Raw genomic sequence first — 22204 nt, forward strand, 5'->3', positions numbered from 1 at the left:
GGTGCCGGGTGCAACCCGGCCGAAACCCCTTACCCCCGCAACAGCACGAACGGCAGCAGCACCAGCGCAGCGGCAGCGGCCATCCCCAGCAGCACCAGCATTACGAACAGCGGCCGCCGCCGGAACAGGCTGCCGAAGGTCTCCGCCGTGCCATCACGCAATGCCTGCTCACGCTCGGCACGGATGCGCGGCCCGCGTTCGGCCTGGTACTCCGCCATCAGCGCCTTCGCACGTGGATGATCGGCGTCCTCGCGCAGCCACAGGCCTCCGTTGGAAATGCCCCAGGGGCTGGGTTCGGTGCGGTACCAGGCGATGCCGTGCTGGTCGAGCAGCGTGCAGACATCGGCGTATTCGTCGTCACCGACATTGCGCAGATTGAGCAGGAGTTTTGCCATGTCCCCATGATACCCGGCGCCGATGCGCTACCCTTGCCGCCCTCGACCTGCGCCCTACCGGAGACGCCCGATGCGCCGCCTGCTGCTTCCCCTGCTGCTGTCCCTCGCCGCCGCTGGCTGCTCGACCGAACCGTCCGGCCCGCCGCCCGGCGGCACCCTGACCGCCTTCGAGCGGATTGACACCGTGCCAGGTACCGGTGCTGAAGCCGTTCCCGGCAGCAAGGTCACCGTGCACTACACCGGTTGGATCTACGACAACCGCACCGAAACCAAGCACGGCAAGACCTTCGACAGCTCCTTCAAGCACGGCCAACCGTTCACCTTCGCGCTTGGCGCCGGCCAGGTCATCCGCGGCTGGGATGAAGGCGTGGCCGGCATGAAGGTTGGCGGCAAGCGCACGCTGATGATCCCGCCGGACTACGGTTACGGCGACCGCAAGGTCGGCCCGATTCCGGCCGGATCGTCGCTGGTGTTCGACGTCGAGCTGCTCGATGTCGAACCGTGATGCCGCCATGCCCCACCGCGTCGCCGTCATCGGCGGTGGCCCGGCCGGCCTGTTCGCCGCCGAGCGCCTGCGCGCCGCCGGGCTGGACGTCGACCTGTACGAGGCCAAGGGGTCGCCCGGCCGCAAGTTCCTGATCGCCGGCAAGGGCGGGCTCAACCTCACCCATTCCGATCCGCGTCCGCTGTTCGACAGCCGCTACCGCGAGCAGTCCACGGCCGTGGGCCGCTGGCTGGACGACTTCGATGCGCAGGCGCTGCGCGACTGGGCCGCCGGCCTGGGCGTGGAGACCTATGTGGGCAGCTCCGGCCGCGTGTTCCCGGTCGACCGGAAGGCTGCGCCGCTGCTGCGTGGCTGGGTGCGCCGGCTGAAGGAACAGGGTGTGCGCCTGCATGCCAACCACCGCTGGATCGGCTGGGGTGAGGATGGCGCGCTGCGATTTGAAACCGAAGATGGCGCCGTTGAAGTACATGCCGATGCCACCCTGCTGGCCATGGGCGGCGGCAGCTGGCCGCAGCTGGGCAGTGACGGCGCCTGGGTCGCGCCACTGCAGGCCCGTGGCGTGGACATCGCACCACTGCAGTCGGCCAACTGCGGTTTCGACGTGGGTTGGACCCCATTCTTCGCCCAACGCAATGCCGGCGCGCCGTTGAAGCCGGTGGTCGCGCACTGGATCGACCTGGCCGGACAGCCACGGTCGCTGCAGGGCGAATGCGTGGCCAGCGAGTACGGCATCGAAGGCAGCCTGATCTATGCGATGGCGGCGGACCTGCGCGAGACCATCAACCGCGAGGGCCACGCGATGCTGTGGCTGGATCTGGTACCGGGCCGCGACGAGGCGCGCCTGCTTGCCGATCTGTCACGCCCACGCAAGGGCCGCAGCTTCGGCGAGCACCTGCGCCGCCAAGCCGGTCTGGATGCAGTGAAAGCCGCACTGTTGTTCGAGATTCTGGGTAAGGAAGCGGGCAGCGACCTGCCTGCCGTGGCGGCTACGCTCAAGCGCCTGCCGCTGCGCCTGCTGCGTCCCCGGCCGATGGCCGAGGTGATCAGCACCGCCGGCGGCGTGCGCCTGGATGCGCTGGATGATGGCCTGATGCTGCGGGCAGTGCCCGGCGTGTTCTGCGCCGGCGAGATGCTGGACTGGGAAGCGCCGACAGGTGGCTACCTGTTGACCGCGTGCTACGCCAGTGGCCTGCGTGCTGCGGAAGGCGTAATCGGGTGGCTGGCCGGGCGGTGACGCCTGCCTTGTAGCGTCGAGCCATGCTCGACGGCGTTACCTGTAGAGCCGAGCCCATGCTCGGCTTGAATCCAACGCCGGGAAAGGTCACTTACCACGGCCGGCGCATGCTCACCGAAGCCAGCGCCACGCCGCTGGGATGCGGGTAGGCCTCTTCGCGCACGCTGACGAACCCCTGGCGTTGATAGAACGGCACGGCGTTGAGCGAGGCCGACAGCACCACCTCACGTTCACGATCGGCCATCGCCAGCAGGCGCTGCATCAACGCCTGGCCAATGCCCTGGCCGCCATGATCCGGATTGACGAACAACGCATCGACTTCATTGGCATCGGCATCAAAGACGCCGAAGCCGAGCAGGCCACCCTGCCCGTCCTCGGCCACTACGCATCCGCCCTGCGACAACAGCCGCGCATACTGCGACGGTGGCGGTGAGGCAGACCAAGGATCGATCACCTCCGCCGGGTAGTGGCTGCTGCACGTCTCGCGAACGCAACGCGTGCGCAGTGCCCACAGCATGGCGACATCGTCGATGGTGCCGGTCCTGAACCGCATGACATCTCCCTGTAGAGCCGAGCCCATGCTCGGCTGCTTCTCGATCACGCATCGCGATGTTGGAACGAAGATCAGCCGAGCATGGGCTCGGCTCTACAGCAACACGTTATCGCGACTTGCTGGCGCGCAGCGCCTGGATCTTCGGCGGTGGCTGGAACGAGTCGCTGCGCGCATCGGCCCAGAACGCATGGAACACCGCATGGTCGGGCACCTTGTGCAGCAGTTCGCCTGGCTCCAGGTAGCGGTACAACGAGGCCAGCGAACGGATCTCCACCGGCGAGACACGGCGCAGGATGTGTTCCGGCCCCAGCTCGGCCGGATCATTGAGGCCCGCGGCACACAGCAGTTCCTTCAAGGCATGCAGCGTGTGCTCGTGGTAGCTGTACACACGGGTGGCCTTGTCCGGTGCATCCAGATGCTTCCAGCGCGCCGGGTCCTGGGTCGCGATGCCGGTGGGGCACTTGTCGGTATGGCAACTCAACGACTGGATGCAGCCCAGCGCGAACATGAAGCCGCGGCCGGCATTGCACCAGTCGGCACCCAGCGCGATGGTGCGCGCGATGTCGAACGCACTGGTGATCTTGCCGGCTGCACCGATGCGGATGCGCTCGCGCAGATCGAGGCCGACCAGAGTATTGTGCACCAGCAGCAGCGCTTCGTGCATCGGCACGCCGACATGGTCGACGAACTCGGCCGGTGCCGCGCCGGTGCCCCCTTCGGCACCGTCCACCACGATGAAATCCGGCAGCAACCCGGTTTCCTGCATCGCCTTGGCAATGCCGAACCACTCCCACGGGTGGCCGATCGCCAGCTTGAAACCGACCGGCTTGCCACCGGACAGCTCGCGCAGGCGGGCGACGAACTGCAGCAGCTCGACCGGTGTCGAGAACGCCGAGTGACGCGACGGCGACACGCAGTCCACGCCCATCGGCACGCCACGGGTCACCGAGATCTCGGCGGTCACTTTCGGTGCCGGCAGCACACCGCCGTGGCCCGGCTTGGCCCCCTGCGACAGCTTGATCTCGATCATCCTGACCTGGTCATGGGTGGCATTGGCAACGAAGCGCTCCTCGCTGAAACCACCTTTCTCGTCACGGCAACCGAAGTACCCCGAGCCGATCTCCCACACCAGGTCGCCGCCCATTTCGCGGTGGTAGGGCGAAATCGATCCTTCGCCGGTGTCGTGGTAGAAGCCACCGCGGCGCGCGCCTTCGTTCAGTGCGCGGATCGCATTGGCTGACAGCGAGCCAAAGCTCATCGCCGAGATGTTGAACACGCTGGCCGAATAAGGCTTGGCGCAGTTCGGGCCGATCAGGACGCGGAAGTCATGCTTGGCAATCGTCGTCGGTGCCAGCGAATGGTTGATCCACTCGTAGTCCACCGCATAAGTGCTGCGCAGGGTGCCGAACGGTACCGTGTCCATCTCGTTCTTGGCGCGCTGGTAGATCAGTGCGCGTTGCTGGCGCGAGAACGGCACGTCCTCCAGGTCACTCTGCACGAAGTACTGGCGGATCTCCGGGCCGATCGACTCCAGCCCGTAACGGAAGTGCGCCATCACCGGATAATTGCGGCGCAACGTGCTGCGTTTCTGCAGCAGGTCCCAGGTCCCCAGCGCCACCATCGCGGCAGTCAGGCCGACGCCCCAGTACCAGGCTGGCCAGATCGTGGCCAGCCACAGGCATATCGGGAACATCAGGATGGCGAGCAGGTAGACGATATACCGGTGCATGGCGTTCCTCGGTTGCAACTGCCCCCGAGTCTACCGCGCCGTTCGCAGCCGGGGCTTACAAACGATCGTCAACCACGTTGCGCGGCCAGGCCGATTTCACGTCGTAGACCAGGCCACCGGGCGCCAGCAGCGCCCGGATTGCGGATTCATCCATCGCCTTGAAACGGGCGTGGGCCACCGCCAGCACCACCGCGTCATAGCGCCCTGCCCCGGGCTCGGCCAGCCAGTCCAGGCCCTCGCCGGTCAATGCCGCCGGGCCGACCCACGGGTCGCTTACCTCGACCCTCGCACCGGCATCGCGCAAGCGCTGTGCCAGTTCCAACGCGCGACTGTTGCGCAGGTCCGGGCAATCCTCCTTGAAGGTCACGCCCAGGACCAGGATGCGTGCATCCGCCGGCGCACGGCCACGCTCGGCCAGCATCGCCAGCACCCGAGCCGCTACGTGCTCGCCGACGCGGTTATTGACCTGTCGCGCGGTGTGGATCAGGTCCGGGTGGTAACCCACGCTCTCGGACTTGTGCAGCAGGTAGTACGGATCGACGCCGATGCAGTGACCACCGACCAGGCCCGGGCGGAACGGCAGGAAGTTCCACTTGCTGCCGGCGGCATCCAGCACGTCCTGGGTGTCGATGCCGAGCCGGTCGAAGATCAGGGCCAGCTCGTTGACCAGCGCGATGTTGACGTCACGCTGGATGTTCTCGACCACCTTGGCCGCTTCAGCCACGCGCATCGAAGGGGCCGGGAACGTACCGGCGGCAATGATGCGCTGGTACAGACCATCAATCACCGCAGCGACCTCCGGGGTCGATCCGGAGGTGATCTTGCGGATGTCGGCAAGGCGCCGCTGGCGGTCACCGGGGCTGACCCGTTCGGGGCTGTAGCCGCAGTAGAAGTCTTCGTTGAAGCGCAGGCCGGACCCTTGTTCCAGCAGCGGTACGCACACTTCCTCGGTGGTTCCGGGGTAGACCGTGGACTCGTAGATCACCAGATCTCCGGCGCGGAGATGGCTGGCAATCAGGCGCGTGGCCGAACGCAACGGCTCCAGATCGGGCTGTTCGTAGGCATCGATCGGGGTCGGCACGGTGACGATGTAGACATTGCAGGCATCAAGCAGTGCCGGATCGCTGCCGTACTGCAACAGGTGCGCACTGGCCAGCTCGTCGGCTTCCATTTCCAGTGTGTGGTCCTGGCCGCTGCGCAGCTCGGCGATGCGACCGGCGTCGATATCGAAGCCCAACGTCGGCCACTGCCGGCCAAACGCCACCGCCAACGGCAGGCCGACATATCCCAGGCCGACCACCGCAAACCGAGGGTCACTGGCCGCCGCAACCGGCACACTCATCGGCACATCCCATGCAATCGATGCAATCGCACATACGCTGCCATGGCCTCGGCCAACACACTCATCTGCTGCACCACTCCGGAAAACCTGCGCCAGAAAGGCTACAGCCTACCGGCCCCGGCGCCCTGCCGCCAAGGCGGGCTCAGGACCCCAACGCCACCGCCGCCGGTTCCAGCTCACCGTCGGCACCGGTCCAGGCCTGCAGCAGGCGTTCAAATCCACCGCTGCCAAGCAGGAAGCCGGGCCAAGCGGCGTCGACGATCTGCGCCAGTGGTTCTGGCTCGATGCGCCGCGTACCCATCGACCAGCGCGGAAATGCCCGCTGCACCACCGGAGCGCGGCACAGTACGTGCAGCTGCCCATGGCTGCGCGCGTTGAGGATGCGCTGGAACACCGAATCGATACCGTCCTGCGGGCCTTCGAGATACTGCAGGAAACGGCTGCCATCGAACATCAGGACGCCGGTGACTCCAGCTACACGATTGAATGCCGTGGCATCGGCCAGCAGGCGGTCAAGATCGGTTGTCTGCAGATCGGCGCGGGCCTCGCTGGCATAGGCAATCGCGTGCAGCGACATCAGATGGCTCCCCCCCTGGGAACGATGGCAGGGACTATGACATGAATACGATCGGCAGTTAAGCACGCGACCGCCGTGATGCAAACAGGCCGAGGCAGGTGGGCTACAATCGGCGCCGCGCTGCTGGCCCGGATGGCGAAACTGGTAGACGCATCGGACTTAAAATCCGCCGACCGCAAGGTCATGCCGGTTCGATTCCGGCTCCGGGCACCATACGCACGCCGCGCAACCCACACTCAGATCGCACGCGAGTAACGCGGTTGCTCGTGAGTGGCACGCAGGTACGGATCGAAGCACATCGCCAGCAACCGCAGCAGCGGTCGCCCCGGTTCGCTGGAACGCACTACGCCATCGCGGTATTCGGCCAGCCCGTCTTCCTGCAGCCGCTGTACCGAATGCAGGTCCTCGGCGAAGTACTGCTCGAAATCCACGCCGTGGCGCTGACCCAGCTGCACGCCATCGACCTCGCCCTGGCACATCAACTGCTGGATCAGTTCCGCACGCAGCTGGTCGTCAGCGCTCAGCGCCACGCCGCGCCACACCGGCAGCTGCCCCTGGTCCACGGCATCCTCCCATGACGGCAGGTCGCGCGGATTCTGGCTGTAGGTGGCACCTATGTGGCTGATCGCACTCACGCCCAGGCCGAGCAGATCGGTATCGGCGTGGGTGGTATAGCCCATGAAATTGCGATGCAGCTGCCCGGCGCGTTGTGCGCGCGACAGATCTTCTTCCGGCAATGCGAAGTGATCCATGCCGATGTACTGGTAGCCGGCCGCAGAGAGCGTCTCCACCGCCAGACCCAGCAGCGCCAGTTTGTCCTCCGGCGAAGGCAAGCGGCTTTCGTCGATCTGCTTCTGCGCACGGAACAGGTGCGGCAGATGCGCGTATCCGTACACCGCCAGGCGGTCCGGACGCAGCGCCAGCACCCTATCGAGGGTGCGGCCGAACCCCTCCAGGCTCTGCCCCGGCAAGCCGTAGATCAGGTCGACGTTGACCGAACGCATGCCGCTGTCGCGGCAGGCGCTCAGGATGTCCAGTGTCTGCTGCACGCCCTGGATGCGGTTGATCGATTCCTGCACCTGCGGGTCGAAATCCTGCACGCCCAGGCTGGCCCGGTTGAATCCCAGGCGCGCCAGCATGGCGACGTCGCGGGTGTCGATGAAGCGTGGATCGAGTTCGATCGAGAAATCGCGCTGCGGTGAATCGCTGAAATCGAAGCGCCGGCGCAGCCCTTCCACCAGCGTGGTCATCGCCTCGGCCTCGAGGAAATTCGGCGTGCCACCGCCCAGATGCAGCTGGATGACCTCACGGCCGTCCTCGAACTGCGGCGCCAGCAGGTCGGCCTCGGCCAGCACGCGCGACACATAGCTGTGGCCACGTCCGCGGTCGCGGGTGATCACCCGGTTGCAGCCACAGTAGAAGCAGGGGCTGGAACAGAACGGCACATGCACGTACAGCGACAGCGCGCGGGCCAGCTGGTTGCTGTCGGCGATCGCCTGGCGCAGCGCCGGCGCGTCGAAGCCATCATGGAAATGCGGCGCGGTCGGATACGAGGTGTAGCGCGGGCCCGGCCGGTCGTGCCGGCGCAGAAGGTCGGGGTCGAAGGTCCAGGCCAGGCCACCGGCAGCGGGAGAGAACGTGTCCATGCCCCCAGCATCGCGCCAGGCGGCCTGTGCCGCCTTGACCCAGATCAATGCTTGCCGGCGATCCCCAGTACCGGCAGGCCGACCTGCGGCCAGCGCAGCATCTGGTAGCGCTTCCAGAAGGTGTCACCGATCCGCGCAGCCACGTCGTTGGCCAGTTCCTGCATCGGCGGGTTGCCGCACTCGGCAGTGGTGACCCGGAACAGCACCAGCCAGCGATCAAACAGGTCCTTGTCCAGCTCGATGGCCATGTGCTTGGACATCGGCGAGCCCTTGAAGCGGCGAGTGCCACGCAGCATCGCCGACCAGAAATCGACCAGTTGCGCCAGGTGCCCGGGCCAGTCGTGCACGTGCGCCTCGAACACCGGTCCCAGCCGCTCTTCCACTCGCACGCGGGCATAGAAATCGTGGACCAGTCGGGTCACTTCCTGCTCGGTGCACAACCCGGGCGAGGCGACGGGGAGGACAGGCGGCTGTGTTGCGTTCATCGGGGCATCCAAAGCTTGCAGGCAGGCTGCCGCACCCAGGCGGCAGCGCCGTTGATCCAGATCAATGTCGGCGCAATCCGCTGCGCCTAGGCTGGCACGCTTGCAGGAAGCATGCCCTGCGGATACGGCGCCGATCCTGGCGAAGTATACGCGCCGCCCACTTTTCGATCGGGGACAGCATGAACAGACCTTTTCCCAACCGCCGCCAGCGGCTGATCCAGCACTGGGGCGCGATCCTCTGGCCCAGCTTCATCGCCGCCGGCGTTGCCAGCGTGGTGTTCTTCGCCTTCGTCGATCCATTGCGCCTGCAGGCCATCAGTTTCCCGGGCACGGCCATCAGCCGCGAACTGGGCTATACGGCAGGATTCTTCATGTTCTGGTCGGTCACTGCACTGTCCAGCGCGGTCACCTGGTACCTGCAGCGGCCCCTGCCGGGCGATGACGACGAGGAGCTGCCGCTGGGATGAGCACGTCCTGCACCCGGGTACCCCGTCCCTGGCATTGGCGCGGCACGCTCAGCGCTGCCCTGCTGGTGGTGTTCTACGCACTGCCGTGGCTGCGCTGGGAAGGACGCCAGGCGCTGCTGCTGGACATCAGCGCGCGGCGATTCGACCTGTTTGGCTGGACCTTGTGGCCCGGCGACGTCGGCGCGCTGATCGGCCTGCTGGCGGTACTGGTAGTAAGCCTCGCGCTGCTGACCCACCTCGCCGGCCGCGTCTGGTGCGGCCACGCCTGCCCGCAGACGCTGTGGCGCCGTGCCTTCGACTGGATCGCCCGCAGCGCGGCGCGGGTACTGCCCGCACCTGCGGCAGGCCCAGCCACCCAGCTGGCCTGGGGCCTGCTGTCAGTGTGGACCGGCATCACCTTCGTCGGCCTGTTCAGCCCGATCAGCGGATTGCTGGCCGCCGCGCCAAGCGCTGGCTGGAGCGGCTGGGAAACGTTCTGGGTGCTGTTCTACGCCGCCGCCACCTGGGGAAACGCCGGGTTCCTGCGTGAGCAGGTGTGCCGTTCGCTGTGCCCGTTCGCACGCATGCAGCCGCTGCTGACCGATCCGCATACGCCGCGCATGCTGTACGACGCCCGCCGCGGTGAGCCGCGCGGGCCACGCCCGTCCGGTCTCGGCGGGGTGCTGGGCCGTGGCCGCGGCCTGCTCGACCCGACCACTGCGCAGGACTACGTATTCCGCGCTGCGCATCCGCTGCTGGCAGGACCGATGCCGACCTTCAGCGCCGACCGCCTGGGTGACTGCACCGATTGCGCAGCCTGCGTCCGTGCCTGCCCGATGCAACTGGACATCCGCCAGGGACCGCAGGCCGATTGCCTGGCCTGTGGCGCCTGCCTGGAGGCCTGCGCACAACAACAGCTCCGGGCCGGTTTCGGTCCTGGGCTGGTGCGCTACTGCAGTCCGCAGGCGATGGCCGGACAACCGAAGCGCCTGTGGCGCCCCCGGACGTTGGCCCTGCTGTCCTTGTTGCTCGCGCTGCTTGCCTGCGGCGCCTGGCGCCTGCTGTGAATCAACGCGACGCGTTGGCGTGCGGCGGCACAAGCTGGGCGCGCCGGACGATGCCCAACTGTTCGATGATCAGCGCCATCTCGTTGGTGACTTCGGTACGCTCGGTCCCCTGTGGGACCAGGCGATCCAGCACCTGCTGGTAGGTATCCCAGAACGCCGGACCGCATCCGTGTTTGTGATAACTGGCTTCCAGTTCGCGGCGTACCCGTTCAGCCAAGCCATTCATGCCGTATTCCATACGACCTCCGTTGGACTTGTTCTGCATCGTTGACGGTCTACCGACTCACTTGCGTGCTACTGAAAGACTCCCAGGCTTCACGACTGGTTGACTCCAATTAGTCACAGATTTCACGACAGGTCAATTACATGCAGCGACTTTCGTGATTGAAATTATTAATCGTTCACGAAACTACATACGGGGCCCTGGGGGTGCCGGATGGGGCGAAGCCGACAGGCGTCCGGAAGCACAGCACGACGTCCGCAGTAGGCGGCACTGATTATCAGCTTGGGATCGATTGAACTTGCCTATTTTGCTAAGTGTACTTAGCGCATCGGGTTAAGCAGGCTGGATGCGACAAAAGGCGGCGCAAATCAGATGGATTCGTCTGCCCGCGCTTCAGTTGTCGGAAAAAGGTTCGGGTAGCGCTGATGGAGGATGTACTGCCGCAATGGAGGAATGGGAAAGTCCCTCGGCCATTGCGACACTGCGGAACGGCTGATGCCAAAGAAGCGCGCCAGTTCCGCGTCGGTGCGGAATCCCAGCCGGGTTCGTACCTGCCGCTTGCTCCAGAATTCGGTCACGGTCGGTCCTTCTGTTAACCAGACTGATTCTTGCGGCAAGGCTTCTTCGCAATCCACGCGTTAAGCTGGCTTGCATAGATGAATACTCTCGGCCAACGACTCGCGGCAGCCATGAAGAAAGCCGGGCACCCACGCCCGGCCGATCTGGCACGCGCCGCCAAATCAACGACAGCAACCATCAGCAACTGGCTCAACGACCACGTGAGCGCCTCGCACGTAAAGGCCGAACAGCTGTTCCGCATCGCCGATGCGGCCAAGCTGGACGCACGCGAGCTGCTGTACGGGGTCAGCGGGCTTGGCGTCGGTGAGCCTGGCAATGCCTACATCCCCAGCCAGGCCCACCTGGATGTCTGGCAGGACGCCTACGAGCTGGTCAGCCATCTGGTGGCCGAGAACGGTCTGGAGATCGACCACCGGCGCCACGCGGCCTTGGATCTGCTCGCGTTTGAACTGCTGATGGACGGCTTCAGCCGCAGCAAGGTTGCCCGGGTTCTGACGACCTCGATGACGTAAATGCACCGCCGCTGGTAGCATGGGCCTCAATGGGGATGGGGCTCCCCCGATAACCGCCTGAGAAGGCTGATGGCTCCTGCCATGACGAATCCGGTGTTCGTCGACGGCGGGTCGTGCCTGCCCTCAGCGTTCGCCATTGACCCTGCGAACCCGTATTCGAGGCACCCCATGCACGCACTGAACGGCTATTTCCTGGTCTTCATCGGAGGCGGCATCGGTGCCTGCCTGCGCCACGCCTGCAATCTGCTCGGCGCGCGGGTAGTGGCCGGCAGTCCCTGGCCCTGGTCGACCTTCCTGATCAACATCAGCGGCGCGCTCCTGATGGGCGTCGTGGTCGAGGTCTTCGCGATGCGCAATGGCGCCTCGCCACAGCTGCGATTGTTGCTGGCCACCGGCATCCTCGGCGGCTACACCACGTTTTCCACCTATGCACTGGAGATCGGCTTGCTGCTGCAGCGCGGCCAACATGGGCTGGCGGCCCTGTATGCCGGCGGCTCGGTGGCACTGGGCCTGGCCGGCCTATTCGGCGGCATGAAGCTGGCCCGGCTGCTGCTGGGCTGAGCGCTCAGGCCGCGCTGGCCCGGGTCTGCCCGCGCCATTCCCGCGGCGACAGCCCGGTATGCGCCTTGAACGCGCGCGACAGCGCGGCTTCGCTGCCATAACCCACGTCGTCGGCAATCCGTTTCAGCGGGCGCCCCTGACGCAGTGCCTGCTGCGCCAGGCCCACCCGCCAACCCTGCAGGTACTGCCCGGGCGTGGTACCCATCGCCTCGCGGAAACTGGCAGCAAACACGCTGCGTGACATGCCGGCAACCTCGGCCAGGTCTTCCAGGGTCCAGGACTGAGCGGGCGCCTCATGCATTGCTACCAGTGCCAGCCGCAGCCGTGGATGACCCAGCCCGGCAAACAGGCCACCACGCATCCCGCCCCCTTCCATCAGCTGGCGCAGCACCTGGATCATCACTACCTCGAACAACCGGTTGACCATCACCGCACGCCCGCAGCGCTGCTCGAAGGCCTCCTCGAACAGCAGTTCCAGCGCTGCGTTGCCGCCATTGAGATCCGCCAGCGGCATGCAGATGAAATCGGGCAACGCGACGCTGATCGGGTTGAGCCGACCGCCCTCGAAATGCAGGTTGGCGCAGGCCATGTCGGCGCCGTGCTGCGGATCAGTGCTGAAGCGATGCGGCATCGGTCGCGGGTACAGCAGCAGGCTGGGGACCTCGACCTGCACGGTCTGCCGGCCGTGGCTGACCTGCAACGGGCCGCGCCGCACCAGGTGCAGCTGCCCGGCCTCATTCTCCCCCTCCAGCATGTTGATACCGCACAGCGCACCGGCATGGAACACCGAGGCAGTGACCGCAAAGCGTTCAAGCAGAATGGCGAGACGGTCGACCATGACGGGACCCTGGGTAAAGTAGAAAGAGATCAAGGCGACACATCGTATCGGAATCCTCCCGTAGCGGACGTGATCGACTCGGGGAGCGCCCCCCGCCCTTCCTGCGGCAGTGCAGCGCGCGCAGGCTGCTGGCGGGGTCTAAGCTGACGCCATTTCCGGATGGAATGCTCGTGATGTGTCGCTTGCTACGATGTGCCCTCACCCTCGCCCTGCTATTCCCGGCGACACCGGTGATGGCCGCACCCGCTGCATCACCGCGCACGTTCAGTGGCGAGCTGCAGAGGGCCCCGTGGCGCCTGGACGTTCCGGCAGACTGGAACGGTGACCTGGTGATGCTGGCGCACGGCTAGCCGGTAGGCGTGCCACGTACTACGCCGATGGCCGCCAATGACGGCACCGCGCCACTGCTCTCTGCAGGCTACGCCGTCGCGCAGAGCGCCTATGCCAGCCAGGGCTGGGCGGTGGCCGATGCGATCACCGACATGGAACGCCTGCGCCGGCATGCAGTGGCCGAACTCAAGCATGTGCGCCATATCTGGATGCTGGGATTTTCGATGGGCGGCGCCGTGACCCTCGCCAGCCTCGAGCGGTTCCCGCAACACTACGCCGGTGGTGTGTCGCTATGCGGCGCCAATCTCAGTGGCGAACAGATCGCGAGTGATCTGCTGACCACGCTGGTCGCTTTCGATTACTTCTTTGCCAAGGCCGAAGGCCTGCCGGGTGCGGGAGTGCTCTCACCCGAAGCGGCTGCGCTGCCACAGGGCGAACTGTACCAAGGCATCTCCAATGCGCTGCAACGCAGCCCGTCACATGCCGCGTTGCTGGCACAGCGGCTGCAGGTGTCCGCTGATGCACTGGCCGGCACGATCAGCCTGCATGCACTGGTCCTGCACGAACTGGCCACGCGCAGTGGCGGCATGCCGGTGGGCAACAGAGGTGTGGCTTACAGCGGCTTCGGTGACGACATGGCGTTCAATGCCGGCGTACGACGTGTCGATGCCGTGCCTGCCGCGCAGGCCGCTGTCCGCAGGGAGCTGGCATTGAGCGGTGCGTTGAGGCGACCGCTGGTGATCCAGTTCAACAACAACGACCCGACGATCGTGCCGCGCATGCAGACGGTGTATCTGCAGACGGCCGCACGGGCCGGCGCCCGTCCGCTGCCACAGGTGCTGCCGCCCGTTGGCGAAGGCCATTGTGGCTTCTCCGGAGCGCAGATCATCGAGGCGTTGAAGGCCGCACAGCGTTGAACAATCGCGGCCCGCGCGCAGCTCAGCCGCCCAGCGTGCCCATCGTGAAGGTGTAGCCCGAGCTCATCAGGAATTCGCGCATGCGCATTTCCGCGCGACGCGGCGAAGCCAGATTGGCCGGCGCATAGAGGGCGTAGACCAGGCCCGACCCCTCGATATGCTCACGGCGCACCCCGCAGCGGGCGGTTTCCGAAGCGATGATCCAGCCATCCTTCAACCGGTCCGGCCCGATGGATTGCCCGTTCTTCAAGCGAAAGGTCAACCAGCGCACATCTGCCGTGACTTTGCTCATTTCCGTTTCGCTCCGTGGCTGGAACGACGCGTGATGTCCGTGCTCGCCATTGCGGCTCCCTGAGACGTGGAACTCGACCATAGCGCCTTTCCATGTCGTGGCCGGCTGAGACTGGCGATCGGGACGTGGCGAACGGCTGCAGGTGAAGCAGCGCGGCGTCGGAAATGGCGGCGGCAGGGAGCATCCTGCCGGCGCAGTTCACAGGCAGGGAACCCGACTCACGCAGCGCGGTCGCTGCCCTGGTTCAAGGCGTGCAGCGCATCGGCCAGCGCCTGGATTTCGGCACGCAGGGCCAGCCGCTGCAACCACCGCCCGGGGATTCCGCGCGCACCCTGGAATGCCCCCGCCAGCTGCCCGGCGATGGCGGCCGTGGTGTCGGCGTCCTCGCCAAGATTGGCCGCCTCGAGTACGACGGCTTCAAAGGTGTCGTGGCGATCAAAGCACCAGAGTGCTGCTTCCAGACTGTCAACAACATAACCATTGCCACGGATCTGCTCACGCGCGGCACCGCGGTAGCCGCCCGCCGCGATCTGCTGCAGCCGCGCGCTCTTGACGGGAACATCGCTGAGATCCAGCACTCCGTCGCGGGTGCTCCCCGCCAACGCCCGCTCCAGCGCGACCGCCAGCAAGCGGCACGCCTCCAGGCACTCCTGCGCAGCGTGCGTCGTTCGCGAACTCAGCTCGGCTATGGCCTGCAGATCGGGAGTCCCGGCGTAGCGCAATGCTACCGGCGCCAAACGCATGATCGAGCCATTGCCAGCGCTGCGTGGGTCGTCACTCCCCGCCAGCGGATGGCCGTCCTGCAGGAACCGGTCGATCGCAGCTCGCGTTGCCATACCGATATCGAAGCACTCGCCGGTCGCACTCCAGTAACCGTGCCGGTACCAGTTGGCGTAGCGGTTCATCTGATCGCGCGGGTCGAAGGTGTCGCAGCGCGCCAGGCTCTCGGCCAGGCACATCGCCATGGAGGTATCGTCAGTCCATTGCCCCGGCTGCAGGTGGAACGGCCCACCACCCACCATGTCGGTAATCGGGGTGAAGCTGCCACGGGGCTTGAATTCCAGCGTGGTACCGACGGCATCGCCGCACGCGAGGCCGAGCAAAGCCCCGCGGAAGTGATCAATCTGGTTCATCACGCGAGTGTAGCGCCACCGCATCCGCCATGACTGACCGCCAGGTCGGGTGGCGATCGCGCGAGCGGGGAATCGATCGCAGCCAAACAAAAAAGCCCTGACCGGAGTCAGGGCTTTTCAATTGGAGGCCTCAAGCGGAATCGAACCGCTGTAAACGGATTTGCAATCCGGTGCATAGCCACTCTGCCATGAGGCCAACGTACTTCACGCCAGGAACGTAGCCCTGACAAGACAAAACCCCAAGATGGGGCCAGTCGGAACATGGAGCGGGAAACGAGACTCGAACTCGCGACCTCAACCTTGGCAAGGTTGCGCTCTACCAACTGAGCTATTCCCGCGTAAGCCGACATGCTACCGGAAACCCGGAAAACACACCAGCGATTTCACCTTTCTGACTGCGCGTAAAGCCTTGTGGCCCAACGTGCCCCGCCTTGCCGTGGCGGGAGAAAAACAAGGCCCCTACCGGGGCCCTGTAGAATCTGGAGCGGGAAACGAGACTCGAACTCGCGACCTCAACCTTGGCAAGGTTGCGCTCTACCAACTGAGCTATTCCCGCAGATTCCGTTCGACCTGCGTCGAAGGAGCGCCATTGTGTCCAAATTCCTTCACGCCGTCAACAGTCTTCACATCATGCGGTCACGGGCGTCCGCAGTGGGTTACGCTGCCCCGCCCAAGCACGGACACCGCCGATGCCGAGACGCTACGTCCGCCTGTTCTGGTTGCTGGTCGCGCTGACCTGGCTGGCGCTGATCGCCGCGCTGGTCAATGCCGGTTTCACCCCGGACTACTGGCTGCTGCACCGACTGGAAGGCGCTGAGCTGCCCTACCCGACCAGCACCGTCATCCTGTTCGCGCTGCTGGGAACGGTTGAGCTGGTGGTGGCCGCGTTGATCGTGCGGCCTTGGAAACTGAAACGCCTGTGGCTGCGCCTGCTGATCGCCTTTGCCCTGCTGCTGGTGTGGTCGGTACCGTGGATGCTGTCGGCGATGCACCAGCCGCCGGTACAAGGCATGCACCTGCTGTGGTTGCTGCTGCTGGACGTGGGATTGCTGCTGGCGCTGTGCGGGGTGTCGGCGGTGAGCGCGTGGCGGGCGTTCAGGCGTCCGCCACCACGCTAGGCCTACTTCCGGAACTCCACCCGCACGTGCTGGCCGAAGCGCGCCTTGGCCTCGCCATCGAACTCCAGCACACACTCCACCACCTTGGCCACGCCACGCCCTGCATCTTCAGGCAGGCGTGCCTGCGCGAACACCGGGCTGATGCGTACCACGCGTGCGGTCGGCAGCGTGCCGGTGTTCTCGGCACCATCACTGTCCGGTACCACCGCCGCTTTCATGCCTACCTGCACCGCATCGGCGTAGGCGGCGCTCAGTTCGGCGCGCACCTGCAGCGGGCGCGCCGGCAGCAACGAGATCGCCGGGTTGCCCGCCTGCACGAAGGCACCGACGCCCGGCACCTGGCCGACCACGGTGCCGGCTTCCGGCGCGCTCAACGACATCTGCTGCAGTTTCAGCTTCGCGTGCTCCAGCTTGTGCTGCGCCATGTCGACCTGCGCACCGGCCACGTCGACATCGGCACGCACAGCAGCCAGCTGCTGTTTGGCCGCATCGGCCTGCTGGTTCGAGGACACACCTTCGCTGGCGCCCGTGGACAGACGGGTGGCGTTGCGCTCCAGTTCGCGCAGCTGCGCCTGGCTGCCCTTCAGGCGGTCATTGGCCAGGGCCAGATCGGCGCTGGCCATCGCCACCTCCTGCTGCAGCAGGGCACCATCCAGCGACAGCAGCAGCTGCCCCTTCTTCACCGTGGCGCCTTCCTTCACCGGCGCTGCAGTGATCGAGCCATCCACCGGCAGTGCCAATGCGATCAAGCCACCTTCGACGTCAATGATGCCCCGTGCCACGGCGACCTTGCCGGCGGCGGCACTACCCGCCTTGCCTGAGGGTGCCGATGCGACGGTGGGCGCTTCCCTGGAACAGGCGCCGAGCAGCAGTGCCGCGGACAGGGCCAGGCTGAGGGGAAGCAGATGCGACGTCTTGGTCATGGGGCGGACTCTACGGTTTCGTTCTGGCGGCGGTCATCACGGACCATGCCGTCTTCCATGGCGATCACCCGATCGGCATGCCGGATCAGGCGCGGATCGTGGCTCACGCACAGCACGGTGGCGCCATGCGCCCGCGCATAGCGATGCAGGATGTCGATCACGCGCTGACCGTTCTCGGCGTCCAGCGCGCTGGTGGGTTCGTCTGCGAAGATCAGCGTTGGCGACTTGGCGAAGGCACGGGCCACCGCCACGCGCTGCTTCTCGCCGCCGGACAGCTGCGCCGGGCGCATGTGGCTGCGGTGGCTGAGGCCAACCTCTTCCAGCGCCCTGCGGGCCAATGGTTCGCTTTCGCGATCGCGCATGCCGCGGTAGCCCAGCGGAAGCTGCACCTGCTCCAGCGCAGTCAGTGCCGGGAACAGGTTGAAGCCCTGGAACACGAAGCCGACATGGTGCAGGCGGAAGCGCTCCACCTCGCCGCGGGTCATGTGGCCCACGTCCTGACCCAGCGCGTGCACGCGACCGCCATCCGGCGCGGACAGGCCGGACAGCAGCGACAGCAGCGTGCTCTTGCCGCACCCCGAAGGGCCCGAGACCAGGGTCAACTCGCCCGGATAGATGTCCAGCGACAGGCCGCGCAGCACCGGCACCTGTACATCGCCGGACATGAAGCCTTTTTCCAGTGCGTCTGCCTGTAACGTGGGGGCGACGGCATGTTTGGAGGTCATCGGCCGGTCCTCAACGCAGCAGCAACGATGGATCGGAGCGGACGACACTGCGCACCGCCATGATGCTGGAGAGCATGGCCATCACCGCGACCAGCGCCACGCAGCCGAGGATCACCATCGGCGTCAGCTGCACCGGCACGCGCTGGGTCTGCGCGATCAGCAGCACCACCGTGCTGAACGCCGCCGCCAGCAGCATGCCCACGCCACCGATCAGCAATGCCTGCTCGAACACCACCCGTGCCAGCGCATAGCGGCCTGCACCGAGTGCATTGAGCGTGGCGTACTCGCGGACCGAGCCGGCCACCACCGAGGCGAACGACTGGTTGGTGATCACCGCGCCGACGAAGCAGACGATGACGGCCATGAACAGCACCGCGATGCCGGCGCCGGTGTCGAACAGCCAGTATTGCTGCGAACGGCTGGCGAACGCCGGCGCGGTCCAGAACTCGACCGGTGTGGCCTGGCCCATCGACGCGGCCAGGCGGTCACGCACGCGGTCGGCCAGGTCCGGCGAGCGCAAGCCCGCCACGAAATAGGTGCTTCCCGCGTGTGGGTCGGTGCCGGCGATGGCGCGCGCCGTGTCCAGCGAGGCCAGTACGTTGACACCACCAAGGCCCCGCAGGCCCGGTTGTGCAGCGACCACGCGCACCGCCTTGCCATTGATCCAGGCACGATTGTTCTGCAGGTCCACGCCCAGCGTATCCAGATCGGCGCTGTCGACGATCACCGCACCGGGCTCGCGAAGCTGCGCGCGCAGGTTCGCAGGGAGGATGCGCGCGAACATCATCGCGTCGTCCCGGGTGGAGATGCCGGACAGGTACACCGACACATTGCCGGTGCCCCGCGCGCCGGACCGCCATTCGCCGTCGACCCACTCGTAGGGTTCGACGCGGGTGACATCCGGGTCCATGCGCAGGTGGCTTTCCACATCGGCGCTGATCGCATGGCCGTAGTTGACGCTCTGGGTGCCGGGGAAACCGGCCCAGAGATCGGCCGAGGATGCCTTCACGTAGATCGCAGCGGTACCGAAGATGCCCAGCACCAGTGCCGCCTGCACGATCAGCAGCACGCCGGCGAAACACATCGCCAGCACCACCGGCAGGAACCGGCGCCACTCATAGGCCAGGGTCTTGCGGGCCAGCGCGATCATTGCTGTTCGCCCTCAGCCTCGACCGGCAGCGGTGCACCGCCGAGGGCGCGGTACAGCGACGCAAAGGCCAGCACGCGCGCCCCCTGAGCACCGATCAGGCCGGCCTGCGAGGCCAATGCGGCACGCTGCGTATCCAGCCCATCGAACTCGCTGGACAGGCCCAGCTGCACCTGCCGCGCCTGGCGCTTGACCTGCTGCCCGGCGGCATCGTTGGCCGCGCGCAGCGACTGGATGCTGCTGTCCTGCCGCGCCAGGCTGCCCAGCGCGCCTTCCACTTCGCTCACACCTTCCAGCACCGCCTTGCGGTACCCCAGCAAGGCAGCATCCAGCTGCTTTTCATCGGCATGGAAGCGCGCGCGACGCTGGCCCCAGTCCCACAGCGGAATATCGATGTACGGGCCGATCGACGGGCTCGAATCGGAATTGGAGCGGGCGTTCTGGGTGAGGTTGTACGCGTACAGGATGGAGCCGCCAAGGCTGACCCGTGGATACATCGCTGCGCGCGCCGAACCCTTGCTGGCCGCGGCCTGCATCACCTCCGATTCGGCCAGCAGGATCTGCGGACGGTGGCGCAACAGGTCCGCCGGGACCTGCTGCAGTGAGAATGCACCGAGCTTCGGCGGCGCGCGGTATGCACGCCAGGCGGGATCCGGCCCGTCACGCCCCAGCAGCAGCGCCAGCGCGCGGGCCGCGTTGTCCGCGTTTTCGCGGGCCTGCGCCGTCGCTGCTCGGGTCGCGGCCTGGCGCGCACGCAGGCGTTCCAGCTCGCCCGGCTCATCCAGGCGCAAGCGCAGGCGAACCAGTGCCAGTTGTTCGCCGCGATCATCCACGGCCTGCTGCCGGGCCAGCAGATCCTGCTGGGCCTGGGCCACGGTCAGGTCCAGATAACTGCGCACTACGTCGGCAATCACCGCCACCCGTGCGGCATTGCGCAGCGCCTCGGCATTGCCGGCCGAGGCCTGCGCGCTCAACTGCGCGCTCTCGGCGGCACCGAACAGGCCCAGGTCCCAGATCGCTTCGATACCGGCATGGAAATAAGTGTCGACCGCAGCAGCATCCTGCACCTGCTTGGCGCTGGCGGTGATTTCTGGCAGAAAGCGCGCGTTGGAGGCGTCGGCGACGATGCGCACCGCCTGCAGGCGCAACGTGGCCTGCTGCAGATCAAGGTTGCCGGCGATGGCCTGGTCGACCAGGCCGTCCAGCGCCGGGTCGGCCAGCACCTTCCACCACTGCCTGGCATCCACCGCTACGCCCTGGCCCTGCGGCACCTGGGTCCAGGTGCTGGGTGTGCGATCAGGCAGGTCCGGAGCCGGCACCGACATGCAACCTGCGAGCGCCAGGCTGGTCAGCAGCGCGCCCGGGCGCAGCACTGCCTGCAGGGAGAGTCCGCGCCCGGCCCTGGGCACTGCCACTGAAGTGATACGCCTGACCACCAGCCCGCCAACGTGTAGAAGGAGCATGAAGGCTACCGTGCGATTGTGGAGCGAACATGGAGAATTGGTCCGAAAACGGTCACCACACGCGTGCGGTTCAGGCAACGCTGCCCCAGTCTTTCACTGCGCTTTCAACGCGTTCCCGGGGCAGAACACTGGATGCTTTTCACGGCGCATTGCACATTGCGACGCCTCCCCGGCTCGACGTACCACACGCGTGAACTTCCCCGCCGCTGGCAGCCAATCGCTTCGATCACGGCGGTGGCTGTCGGTGCATCGTGATCGCGCTGACCGCTCCACCGGCCTCGAACGCTTGCTGGCGACCCATGGGCGCATCCGGCCCGACAAACGAAAAACGCCCCCTTCCGGGAGCGTTCTTCTTGAATCTGGAGCGGGAAACGAGACTCGAACTCGCGACCTCAACCTTGGCAAGGTTGCGCTCTACCAACTGAGCTATTCCCGCTTGGGAGGCGGCATTCTACCGGATTCACATCAGAGGTCAAGCATGGATCGCGAAGATCCGATGCCATCGATGAAGCGCCACTTCATCACCGATGAGAGAATGAAAAACGCTCTCTTGCGAGAGCGTTCTTCTTGAATCTGGAGCGGGAAACGAGACTCGAACTCGCGACCTCAACCTTGGCAAGGTTGCGCTCTACCAACTGAGCTATTCCCGCTTGGGAGGCGAAATTTTACCTGTTCCAAGAATGGCGTCAAGCGATTTTTTCAGGGCCTGCGAGGCGCCCAGCACCGCGCTGATCTACTACAGCATCCCCCGCAAACCGGCAGATCCGCATCATCCGTGGATGCAGCATTTCCAGTAGATCCACGCCATGCGTGGATAGCGGATCGATGGGCTCAGTTGCCCAGCTTCTTCTGCCGCGCACGCTCGCGCGCAGCGCGCTCGTCATCACGCAGGCTCGGCCAGGCGGCATGCAGGTACTGCAGGCCCGACCACAGGGTCAGCACCGCGGCAATCGCCAGGGTCCAGTCGCCGATGCGGAACACCGGCCAGCCCATCCAGATGTCTTCCACCGGCACGTTGGGGGCCACCGAATACAGCAGGCACAGCAGCGCGACCATCTGCGCGGTGGTCTTGATCTTGCCGATCATCGCCACGCGCACCTTGGCGCGCTGGCCCAGCTCGGCCATCCATTCGCGCAGCGCCGACACCGCGATCTCGCGGCCGACGATCACCGCCGCCCAGAACGCCATCCACGGCGTCGGATGGCCCTGCACGATCAGGAACAGCGCCACTGCCACCATCAGCTTGTCCGCGACCGGATCGAGGAAGGCGCCGAAGGCCGACTCCAGCTGGTAACGGCGTGCAATCCAGCCATCGAGCCAGTCGGTGATCGCGGCCAGGCCGAAGATCGCCGCCGAAGCGAAGTTGGTCCAGGTGTAGGGCAGGTAGAACACCAGCACCAGCACCGGGATCATCACGATCCGCAACAACGTCAGCCAGGTGGGCAGGGTCAACTTCATGCTTGC

General features: G+C 66.1%; 24 protein-coding genes, 6 tRNA genes, 1 pseudogene and 1 riboswitch. Of the genes and pseudogenes, 9 read left to right on the forward strand and 22 right to left on the reverse strand.

Annotated elements, in window-relative coordinates; all coding sequences use genetic code 11:
* Positions 1–29: 29 nt before the first annotated feature.
* A complete protein-coding gene (locus tag N5C25_RS15000; RefSeq protein WP_021204401.1) occupies positions 30–395 on the reverse strand; it encodes a DUF6164 family protein in 366 nt (121 codons plus the stop codon).
* A gap of 70 nt (positions 396–465) precedes the next feature.
* On the opposite strand from N5C25_RS15000, the gene N5C25_RS15005 reads away from it, so the two are divergent.
* Both N5C25_RS15005 and N5C25_RS15010 read left to right on the forward strand, forming a co-directional pair.
* Positions 466–900, forward strand: coding sequence for an FKBP-type peptidyl-prolyl cis-trans isomerase (locus N5C25_RS15005; protein ID WP_251102247.1), 435 nt, complete (start codon positions 466–468; stop codon positions 898–900).
* The gene (locus N5C25_RS15010; RefSeq protein WP_279937214.1) at positions 887–2134 is read left to right on the forward strand and encodes a TIGR03862 family flavoprotein; all 1248 of its coding nucleotides are present in this window, start codon (positions 887–889) and stop codon (positions 2132–2134) included. Before N5C25_RS15005 ends, N5C25_RS15010 begins: the two co-directional genes overlap by 14 nt.
* Before the next feature lie 91 nt (positions 2135–2225).
* On the opposite strand, the gene N5C25_RS15015 is transcribed toward N5C25_RS15010, so the two are convergent.
* The 4 genes from N5C25_RS15015 to N5C25_RS15030 all read right to left on the reverse strand — a co-directional run bounded on the left by N5C25_RS15015 (position 2226) and on the right by N5C25_RS15030 (position 6335).
* The gene (locus tag N5C25_RS15015) at positions 2226–2687 is read right to left on the reverse strand and encodes a GNAT family N-acetyltransferase (RefSeq protein ID WP_251102248.1); all 462 of its coding nucleotides are present in this window, start codon (positions 2685–2687) and stop codon (positions 2226–2228) included.
* A 106-nt stretch (positions 2688–2793) separates the two neighbouring features.
* A complete protein-coding gene (locus N5C25_RS15020) occupies positions 2794–4416 on the reverse strand; it encodes an FMN-binding glutamate synthase family protein (protein ID WP_058980159.1) in 1623 nt (540 codons plus the stop codon).
* 55 nt (positions 4417–4471) lie between these two features.
* Positions 4472–5758: a nucleotide sugar dehydrogenase gene (locus N5C25_RS15025; protein WP_019658900.1), complete on the reverse strand. Its 1287-nt coding sequence runs from the start codon at positions 5756–5758 to the stop codon at positions 4472–4474.
* 142 nt (positions 5759–5900) lie between these two features.
* A complete protein-coding gene (locus N5C25_RS15030) occupies positions 5901–6335 on the reverse strand; it encodes a BLUF domain-containing protein (RefSeq protein ID WP_019658901.1) in 435 nt (144 codons plus the stop codon).
* A gap of 126 nt (positions 6336–6461) precedes the next feature.
* On the opposite strand from N5C25_RS15030, the gene N5C25_RS15035 reads away from it, so the two are divergent.
* Positions 6462–6548, forward strand: a tRNA-Leu gene (locus tag N5C25_RS15035).
* Positions 6549–6571: 23 nt separating this feature from the next.
* Here the strand turns inward: N5C25_RS15035 and hemN are convergent.
* Together hemN and N5C25_RS15045 are read right to left on the reverse strand one after the other, a co-directional pair.
* The gene (gene hemN / locus N5C25_RS15040; RefSeq protein ID WP_058980175.1) at positions 6572–7981 is read right to left on the reverse strand and encodes an oxygen-independent coproporphyrinogen III oxidase; all 1410 of its coding nucleotides are present in this window, start codon (positions 7979–7981) and stop codon (positions 6572–6574) included.
* Between the two features lie 44 nt (positions 7982–8025).
* Entirely contained in the window at positions 8026–8466 is a 441-nt protein-coding gene (locus N5C25_RS15045) for a group III truncated hemoglobin (protein ID WP_058980161.1), read from the reverse strand.
* A gap of 179 nt (positions 8467–8645) precedes the next feature.
* Here N5C25_RS15045 and N5C25_RS15050 point away from each other — a divergent pair, with 179 nt between their 5' ends.
* Positions 8646–8933 (forward strand): hypothetical protein, encoded by a 288-nt coding sequence (locus tag N5C25_RS15050; protein WP_019658969.1) that lies wholly within the window; start codon positions 8646–8648, stop codon positions 8931–8933.
* Positions 8930–9979 (forward strand): 4Fe-4S dicluster domain-containing protein, encoded by a 1050-nt coding sequence (locus tag N5C25_RS15055; protein WP_058980163.1) that lies wholly within the window; start codon positions 8930–8932, stop codon positions 9977–9979. The genes N5C25_RS15050 and N5C25_RS15055 overlap by 4 nt, the downstream gene beginning before the upstream one ends.
* A gap of 1 nt (position 9980) precedes the next feature.
* Here the strand turns inward: N5C25_RS15055 and N5C25_RS15060 are convergent, their stop codons facing one another.
* Together N5C25_RS15060 and N5C25_RS15065 are read right to left on the reverse strand one after the other, a co-directional pair.
* Positions 9981–10217: a hypothetical protein gene (locus N5C25_RS15060; RefSeq protein ID WP_019658971.1), complete on the reverse strand. Its 237-nt coding sequence runs from the start codon at positions 10215–10217 to the stop codon at positions 9981–9983.
* A gap of 353 nt (positions 10218–10570) precedes the next feature.
* Complete coding sequence (locus N5C25_RS15065; protein ID WP_019658972.1) at positions 10571–10780, reverse strand: hypothetical protein; 210 nt, start codon at positions 10778–10780, stop codon at positions 10571–10573.
* Between the two features lie 111 nt (positions 10781–10891).
* Here N5C25_RS15065 and N5C25_RS15070 point away from each other — a divergent pair, with 111 nt between their 5' ends.
* Complete coding sequence (locus tag N5C25_RS15070) at positions 10892–11293, forward strand: XRE family transcriptional regulator (RefSeq protein ID WP_019658973.1); 402 nt, start codon at positions 10892–10894, stop codon at positions 11291–11293.
* 22 nt (positions 11294–11315) lie between these two features.
* Positions 11316–11379: riboswitch (Fluoride riboswitch) on the forward strand.
* Between the two features lie 82 nt (positions 11380–11461).
* Positions 11462–11854 (forward strand): fluoride efflux transporter CrcB, encoded by a 393-nt coding sequence (gene crcB / locus N5C25_RS15075; protein ID WP_021204393.1) that lies wholly within the window; start codon positions 11462–11464, stop codon positions 11852–11854.
* 4 nt (positions 11855–11858) lie between these two features.
* Here the strand turns inward: crcB and N5C25_RS15080 are convergent, their stop codons facing one another.
* Positions 11859–12692: an AraC family transcriptional regulator gene (locus N5C25_RS15080; protein ID WP_058980165.1), complete on the reverse strand. Its 834-nt coding sequence runs from the start codon at positions 12690–12692 to the stop codon at positions 11859–11861.
* Between the two features lie 173 nt (positions 12693–12865).
* Here N5C25_RS15080 and N5C25_RS15085 point away from each other — a divergent pair.
* A pseudogene (locus tag N5C25_RS15085) lies at positions 12866–13939 on the forward strand (hypothetical protein).
* 22 nt (positions 13940–13961) lie between these two features.
* Here N5C25_RS15085 and N5C25_RS15090 read toward each other — a convergent pair.
* The 5 genes from N5C25_RS15090 to N5C25_RS15110 form a co-directional block, all read right to left on the reverse strand.
* Positions 13962–14231, reverse strand: a complete 270-nt coding sequence (locus N5C25_RS15090; RefSeq protein WP_020723485.1) for a hypothetical protein — start codon at positions 14229–14231, stop codon at positions 13962–13964.
* Positions 14232–14449: 218 nt separating this feature from the next.
* Positions 14450–15364, reverse strand: coding sequence for an ADP-ribosylglycohydrolase family protein (locus N5C25_RS15095; RefSeq protein ID WP_058980167.1), 915 nt, complete (start codon positions 15362–15364; stop codon positions 14450–14452).
* A gap of 122 nt (positions 15365–15486) precedes the next feature.
* A tRNA-Cys gene (locus N5C25_RS15100) sits at positions 15487–15560 on the reverse strand.
* Positions 15561–15626: 66 nt separating this feature from the next.
* Positions 15627–15702: transfer RNA gene (locus N5C25_RS15105), tRNA-Gly, on the reverse strand.
* A 142-nt stretch (positions 15703–15844) separates the two neighbouring features.
* Positions 15845–15920, reverse strand: a tRNA-Gly gene (locus N5C25_RS15110).
* A gap of 133 nt (positions 15921–16053) precedes the next feature.
* Between N5C25_RS15110 and N5C25_RS15115 the strand changes: the two genes are divergently transcribed.
* Complete coding sequence (locus N5C25_RS15115; RefSeq protein WP_021202080.1) at positions 16054–16482, forward strand: hypothetical protein; 429 nt, start codon at positions 16054–16056, stop codon at positions 16480–16482.
* Between the two features lie 2 nt (positions 16483–16484).
* Here N5C25_RS15115 and N5C25_RS15120 read toward each other — a convergent pair whose 3' ends face one another.
* The 7 genes from N5C25_RS15120 to pgsA form a co-directional block, all read right to left on the reverse strand.
* Positions 16485–17405, reverse strand: coding sequence for an HlyD family efflux transporter periplasmic adaptor subunit (locus N5C25_RS15120; RefSeq protein WP_279937215.1), 921 nt, complete (start codon positions 17403–17405; stop codon positions 16485–16487).
* Entirely contained in the window at positions 17402–18130 is a 729-nt protein-coding gene (locus N5C25_RS15125; protein ID WP_279937216.1) for an ABC transporter ATP-binding protein, read from the reverse strand. The genes N5C25_RS15120 and N5C25_RS15125 overlap by 4 nt, the downstream gene beginning before the upstream one ends.
* Before the next feature lie 10 nt (positions 18131–18140).
* Positions 18141–19280, reverse strand: a complete 1140-nt coding sequence (locus tag N5C25_RS15130) for an ABC transporter permease (RefSeq protein WP_279937217.1) — start codon at positions 19278–19280, stop codon at positions 18141–18143.
* A complete protein-coding gene (locus tag N5C25_RS15135; protein WP_279937218.1) occupies positions 19277–20740 on the reverse strand; it encodes an efflux transporter outer membrane subunit in 1464 nt (487 codons plus the stop codon). Before N5C25_RS15135 ends, N5C25_RS15130 begins: the two co-directional genes overlap by 4 nt.
* A 360-nt stretch (positions 20741–21100) precedes the next feature.
* A tRNA-Gly gene (locus N5C25_RS15140) sits at positions 21101–21176 on the reverse strand.
* Between the two features lie 138 nt (positions 21177–21314).
* A tRNA-Gly gene (locus N5C25_RS15145) sits at positions 21315–21390 on the reverse strand.
* 181 nt (positions 21391–21571) lie between these two features.
* Positions 21572–22198 (reverse strand): CDP-diacylglycerol--glycerol-3-phosphate 3-phosphatidyltransferase, encoded by a 627-nt coding sequence (gene pgsA / locus N5C25_RS15150; RefSeq protein ID WP_049413149.1) that lies wholly within the window; start codon positions 22196–22198, stop codon positions 21572–21574.
* Positions 22199–22204 lie beyond the last annotated feature (6 nt).

The sequence above is a fragment of the Stenotrophomonas sp. GD03958 genome, assembly GCF_029839005.1.
GTDB lineage: Bacteria > Pseudomonadota > Gammaproteobacteria > Xanthomonadales > Xanthomonadaceae > Stenotrophomonas > Stenotrophomonas hibiscicola.